This is a genomic window from Streptomyces sp. NPDC096079, from assembly GCF_040303145.1.
Taxonomy (GTDB): Bacteria; Actinomycetota; Actinomycetes; order Streptomycetales; family Streptomycetaceae; genus Streptomyces.
Map to the genome: position 1 here is coordinate 1 of NZ_JBEOST010000050.1, position 6530 is coordinate 6530.

The 6530-nt window shown below is 75.3% G+C and carries 2 protein-coding genes; both read right to left on the bottom strand.

Translation table 11 applies throughout. The annotated features are described in order from the left end of the window. Window positions 1-5549 (bottom strand): beta-ketoacyl synthase N-terminal-like domain-containing protein (locus tag ABTY59_RS37585; protein WP_352023653.1); only part of this gene is annotated, 5549 nt, incomplete at its 3' end. Between the two features lie 67 nt (window positions 5550-5616). After that, window positions 5617-6530: phosphopantetheine-binding protein (locus tag ABTY59_RS37590; RefSeq protein WP_352023654.1), on the bottom strand; the 914-nt coding region annotated here is incomplete at its 5' end.

The window sequence follows — 6530 nt, forward strand, 5'->3', positions numbered from 1 at the left end:
TCGCAGGCTTCGATGCGGATGTGGGCGCCGAGTTGGGTGAGTTCGGTGGCGAGTTGTGTGGCGCCGGGTGCGTCGGGGCCGCGTCGGCTGGTGAGCACGAGGTGGCGTGCGCCGTGGCGCGTCACCAGATGACGGGCCAGCATGCTTCCCAGCACCCCGGTGCCACCCGTGATGAGCACCGTCCCCTCCGGGTCCGGCGGAGCCGGCAGCGTCAGGACCGCCTTGCCCGTGTGCCGGGCCTGGCTCAGATACCGCAGCGCCTCCGGCGCGTGGCTCACGTCCCACGCCGTCACCGGCAGCCGCCGCAGCTCCCCGGACTCGAACAGCCGCACCAGCTCGACCAGCATCTCCTGGACCCGCTCGGGCTCCACCCGCATCAGGTCGTACGCGGTGTAGGACACGCCCGGGTGCCGCTCCCGCACCTCGGCCTCGTCACGGATGTCCGTCTTGCCCATCTCCAGGAACCGGCCGCCCGGCGCGAGCAGCCGCAGTGACGCGTCCACGAACTCCTGCGCCAGCGAGTTCAGCACCACGTCGAAGCCCCGGCCGCCGGTGGCCTCCCGGTACTGCTCCTCGAAGTCGAGCGTCCGGGTGGAGGCGATGCGGTCCTCGGCCACGCCCAGCGAACGCAGCACGTCCCACTTGGGCCTGCTCGCCGTGCCGTAGACCTCCAGGCCCCAGTGGTGCGCGAGCTGCAGCGCGGCCATGCCCACGCCGCCGGTCGCCGCGTGCACGAGCAGCGACTCGCCCCGGCGCACCTTCGCCAGGTCCTCCAGGCCGAAGTACGCGGTGAGGAACACGACCGGGATCACCGCCGCGTCCGTGAACGTCCAGCCCTGCGGCATCCGGGACACCCAGCGGTGGTCGGTCACCGCGACGGGACCGATCGCGCCCAGCGGGAACAGACCCATCACCCGGTCGCCGACCGCCACCGAGGTCACGCCGGGCCCCGTCTCCAGGACGACACCGGCCGCCTCGCCGCCGATCCGCGCCTCGTCGCCCGGGTACATCCCGAGCCCCACGAGGACGTCACGGAAGTTCAGGCCCGCGGCCCGCACCTGGACCCGCACCTCGCCGTGGCCCAGCGGCGCGCCGGCCTCCGGGGCGGGCAGCAGCGCCAGATTGCCCAGGGTGCCGGAGCTGTGCACGTCGAGCCGCCAGAACGGCGTGTCCTTCGGCGGCACCAGCACCTCGGGCGCCCGGTCGGCCCGCACCAGACGCGGCGCGTAGACACCGCCGTCGCGCACCGCGAGCTGGTGCTCCTCCCCGGCGAGCAGCGCCGACACGGCGGCGGCCAGCCCCTCCGTACGCTCCTCGGCGACGTCGTCGAGGTCCAACAGGCCGAACCGGTCGCTGTGTTCGGTCCGTGCCGCGCGCAGCAGGCCCCACACGGCGGACGCGGCCAGGTCCCGGATCTCCGGGCCGGGCCTCGCGGCCACGGCGCCCCGGGTCACGGCCACGAACCGGGGCTCCGCCGGGGCGTCGGCCGGCCACTCCCACTCCAGCCAGTCCTGCGTCAGCGCGAGCGCCCGGGCGCTCAACGCCTCGACCCGCGACGGAAGTCCGACGGCCGCCGTCAGGTCGTCCGCGGCCGGCGACTCGTCGAGGAAGGTGGCGAGCACGACGCCCGGCGCTCCGGCGCCCGCCGCGACGGCCGCGTGCAGCGCGGCGGCATCGGGGTGGGCCGGCGCGCCGAGCGCCTCGGCCAGGCCCAGCGGGTCCGGGCCGAGCACGACGACCGCCTCCGGCGCCGGGCTCGGAGTCCCGGCCGCGGGCAGCGGCTTCCAGTCGACCAGGAGCAGCGGCGTCCGCCCGGCACCCGGCCCGTCCGCGCCGGCCGAGAGATCCGCCAGCGCGCCGGCCCGCGCGGTGACGGCCGCCACCGTGGCGACCGGAGCGCCCGCCGGATCGGTCAGCCGCAGCCGTACGGTGTCCTCGCCGGTCCGGGTCAGCCGCAGCCGCACCCGGGTCGCCTCCACGGCGTGCAGCGTCACGCCCTGCCAGCTGAAGGGCAGCAGCACGCTCTCGGCGTCCTCGCCCATGACCTCGCGCGCCCACGGGTGGAGGGCCGCGTCGAGGAGGGCGGGGTGCAGGGTGTGCCCCGCGGCGTCGACGCCCTCGGGGAGCTCGATCTCGGCGTAGAGGTCGTCGCCGTCCCGCCAGAGCGCCGTGAGGCCCTGGAACGCGGGGCCGTAGGTGTAGCCGTGGGCGTGCAGCTCCTCGTACGCGCCCGTGAGGTCGACGCGCTCGCCCGGCGGCGGCCACGGCAGCTCCTCGGGCGCCTCGGCCGTGTCCGACAGGGTGCCCGAGGCGTGCCGGGTCCAGGACTCGGCCTCGTCCGTGCGCGAGTGCACCGCGATCGTCCGGCTGCCGTCCCCGGCCGCCGGGCCCACCGTGACGTGCAGGGTCACCGGAGTGTCCGCCCGCAGCACCAGCGGGGACTCCAGGGTGAGCTCCTCCAGCGTGGGCGTGTCGGTGTGGCCGGCGGCGTGCAGGGCGAGATCGGCGAGGGCCGTGCCGGGGAGCAGCGTGGTGCCGCCGATGGTGTGGTCGGCGAGCCAGGCGTGGGTGCGCGTCGAGATCCGGCCGGTGAACACCAGCTGGTCGCTGTCCGCGAGCGTCACCACGGCGCCGAGCAGCGGATGCTCGGAGGCCACGAGACCGGCGGACGCGACGTCCGTCGTCACCGTGCCGGGCGACAGCCAGAAGCGCTCGCGCTGGAACGCGTAGGTGGGCAGCCCCTCCACGGACGGAGCCGGGGCCTCGGGCCGCCAGGTGGCGGGCGTGTGCCCCGCCGTGTGGAGACGGGCGAGCGCGGTGGCCAGCGTCGTGGACTCGGGCGCGTTCTTGCGCAGGGTGGGCGCGAGGACGGCCGGCTCGGTGAGGGTGTCCTGCGCGAGCGCCGTGAGGGTGGCGTCGGGGCCGAGCTCCACGAACCGGCTGGTGCCGTTGGCTTCGAGGTGCTGGATGCCGGGGTGGAAGCGGACGGCTCCGCGGATGTGGCGGGCCCAGTAGTCGGGGGTGATCAGGTCGTCGCCGGTGGCGGGCAGGCCGGTCACGTTGGAGATGACGGGAATCTTGGGGGCGTGGAAGGTCAGGCCCTCGATCGCCGTGCGGAAGTCGGCGAGGACCTCGTCCATGTGCGCGGAGTGGAAGGCGTGACTGACCGTCAGGCGGGTGGTCTTGCGGCCCAGCGCCGCGAAGTGCTGCGCCACCGCCTCGGCCGCGCCCTGCGAGCCGGAGATCACCGTCGCCTCCGGACCGTTCACCGCCGCGACGTCCAGATCGTCCTCGACACCGGCGAGGACCTCCCGCACCTCCTCCTCCGAGGCGCGCACGGCGAGCATCGCGCCGTCGCCGCGGGCGGCCTGCATCAGACGGCCGCGCACCGCGACCAGCGTGACGGCGTCGCGCAGGTCCAGGACGCCGGCGGCGTGCGCGGCGGCGATCTCGCCGATCGAGTGGCCGATCAGCGCGTCGGGGACCAGACCGTGGTGCTCCAGGGTCCGGTAGAGCGCGGTCTGCAGGGTGAAGAGCGCGGCCTGCGCGTACTGCGTCCGGTTGAGCGTCGCCGCGTCCTGGCCCCACATCACCTCGTGCAGCGGCCGGTCCAGGATCGCGTCGAAACGGTCGCACACCTCGTGGAACGCGGCGGCGAACACCGGGTGGGACTCGTACAGTTCGCGGCCCATGCCGAGGCGCTGGCTGCCCTGGCCGGTGAAGAGGAAGGCGGTCCTGCCGCTGAGGACGGAGCCGGTGGTCAGTCCGGCGGCCTCGGCGCCCTCGGCGAGCGCGTCCAGAGCGGTGAGCAGCGCCTCGCGGCCGTCCGCCGCGTCGACGACGGCGCGGTGGTCGAAGCGGGTGCGGGCCGCGAGCGCGCCCGCGACGTCCTGCGGCGGGGCGTCCGGGTGCTCGGTCGCGTACGTGTGCAGGAGACGTGCCTGCTCGCGGAGGGCCGGCTCCGACTTCGCCGACAGCAGCCACGGAAGGGTGGGGAGCGCGGCGGCCTCGTCCGAGGACTCCGCGGTGCCGGCCGGCGCGCCGTCGCCGCCGGCCTCGGCCGCCGTGCCGTCCGCCGCGTCCCGCGCGGCCGGCTCGCCGTCGGGCTGCTCCGCGTGCCGTGCGACCAGCAGCTCCGTCGCCTGCTCGATCACGACGTGCGCGTTGGTGCCGCTGATGCCGAACGAGGACACGGCGGCCCGCAGCGGAGCCGTGTCGGCGGCCGTCCACGGCTGCTCCTCGGTGAGCAGCCGCACGGTGCCCGCCGACCAGTCGACGTGGTCCGTCGGCCTGTCCACGTGCAGCGTGCGCGGCAGCGTGCCGTTGCGCATCGCCATCACCATCTTGATGACGCCGCCGACACCCGCCGCGGCCTGCGTGTGGCCGATGTTGGACTTCAGCGAGCCCAGCCACAGCGGGCGTTCGGCGTCGCGCTCCCGCCCGTACGTGTTGATCAGGGCCTGCGCCTCGATCGGGTCGCCCAGGGTCGTGCCGGTGCCGTGCGCCTCGACCGCGTCCACCTGGTCGGAGGTCAGCTGGGCGTTGGCGAGCGCCTGGCGGATGACCCGCTCCTGGGACGGACCGTTCGGCGCCGTCAGACGGCCGCTGGCGCCGTCCTGGTTGGTCGCGCTGCCGCGCACGACGGCGAGGACCGGGTGGCCGTTGCGGACGGCGTCGGAGAGCCGCTCGACGAGCAGCAGGCCGACGCCCTCGCTCCAGCCGGTGCCGTCGGCCGTCGCCGAGAAGGCCTTGCAGCGGCCGTCGGCGGACAGTCCCCGCTGACGGCTGAACTCCACGAAGGTGTTGGGCGTGGCCATCACCGTCGCGCCGCCCGCGAGGGCGAGCGAGCACTCGCCCTGCCGCAGCGACTGCACCGCGAGGTGCAGCGCCACCAGGGACGAGGAGCAGGCCGTGTCCACGGACACCGCGGGGCCTTCGAGGCCGTAGACGTAGGCGAGGCGGCCCGAGGCCACGCTGCCGAGGCTGCCGCTGGCGAGATAGCCCTCGTACTCCTCGGGGGCCGGCCGCAGCCGCGAGGCGTAGTCGTTGTACATCACTCCGGCGAAGACCCCGGTGTCACTGCCGCGCAGCGTCGTCGGGTCGATGCCGGCCCGCTCGAACACCTCCCAGGCCGTCTCCAGGAGCAGCCGCTGCTGCGGATCGGTGGCCATCGCCTCGCGCGGGCTCAGGCCGAAGAAGGACGCGTCCGCCCGCGCCGCGTCGTAGAGGAACCCGCCGCGGGCCGTCGTCGACCTGCCGACGGCCTCCGGGTCCGGGTCGTACAGGTCCTCGTCCCAGCCGCGGTCGTCCGGGAACGGCCCGATGGCGTCGGTGCCCTCGCTGACCAGCTTCCACAGGTCCTCGGGCGAGGACACCCCGCCCGGGTAGCGGCAGGCCATGCCGACGATCGCGATCGGCTCGTGCCGGGCCTGCTCGATCTCCGAGATCCGGCGGCGCGCCAGCCTCAGGTCGGTGGTCGCGCGCTTGAGGTAGTCGCGCAGTCTGTCTTCGTTGTTCGCCACGTTCGCCACGGGAGCGTTGTTCGCCACGGGAGCTCAACCTTCACTGCTGTCGAAAAGAGGGATGGACGGGATGGCGCCGGGCGCCGGGCGGGGATCAGGACAGGCCGAGCTCCTTGTCGAGGGCTTCGAAGAGCTCGTCGTCCGTCGCGGAGCCGAGGTCGTCGGCCGCGGGCTCGCCGAGGGAGGCGCTCACGCCGTGCCAGCCCTGCAGCACCGACTGCAGCCGCTGGGTGATCTCGGCCGCCTCCGCCGCGTCCCGCGCGGCGGTCCCCGCCGAGTGCTGCCGCAGCAGCTCCTCCAGGCGCTCGATCGCCTCCAGCGGATCGACCGGCCCCGTGGACCCCGCCGGGGCGGCCGTCACGGCCAGCTCGTCGAGCAGGTGCCGGGCGAGGGCCGCCGGCGTGGGGTGGTCGAAGACCACCGTCGTCGGCAGCCGCAGCCCCGTCACGGCGTTGAGCCGGTTGCGGAACTCCACCGCCGTCAGCGAGTCGAAGCCGAGGTCCAGAAGCCCGCGTTCCGCGTCGATCCGGTCCGGTGAGCCGTGCCCGAGGACCGCCGCCACGTGCTCCCGCACCAGAGCGAGCACCAGCTCCTCGCGGCCCTCCGCCGGCACCGCCGCGAGCCGGTCCGCGAGCGGCACCGCGCCACCGGCGCCCCGGGCACCCGTGCCGGCAGCGGCACTGCGCCGGACCGGCCCGCCGCGCACCAGGCCGAGCAGCGGCTCCGGGCCCGTCCCGGCGGCCGCGAGGGTCCGCAGGGCGTTCAGGTCCAGCCGCGCCGGGTAGAGCAGCGCCTCCGTCGAGCCGAGCGCCGTGTCCAGCATCCGCAGCGCCTCCTCCGGAGGCATCGGCACGATCCCGGAGCGGCGCAGCCGCGCGAGGTCCGTCGCGGTCAGCCGCTCGCCCATGCCGCCCTCGTCCCAGAGTCCCCAGGCGAGGCTGGTGGCGGGTTGTCCGTGGGTGTGGCGGTGGTGGGCGAGGGCGTCGAGGAAGGTGTTGGCGGCGGCGT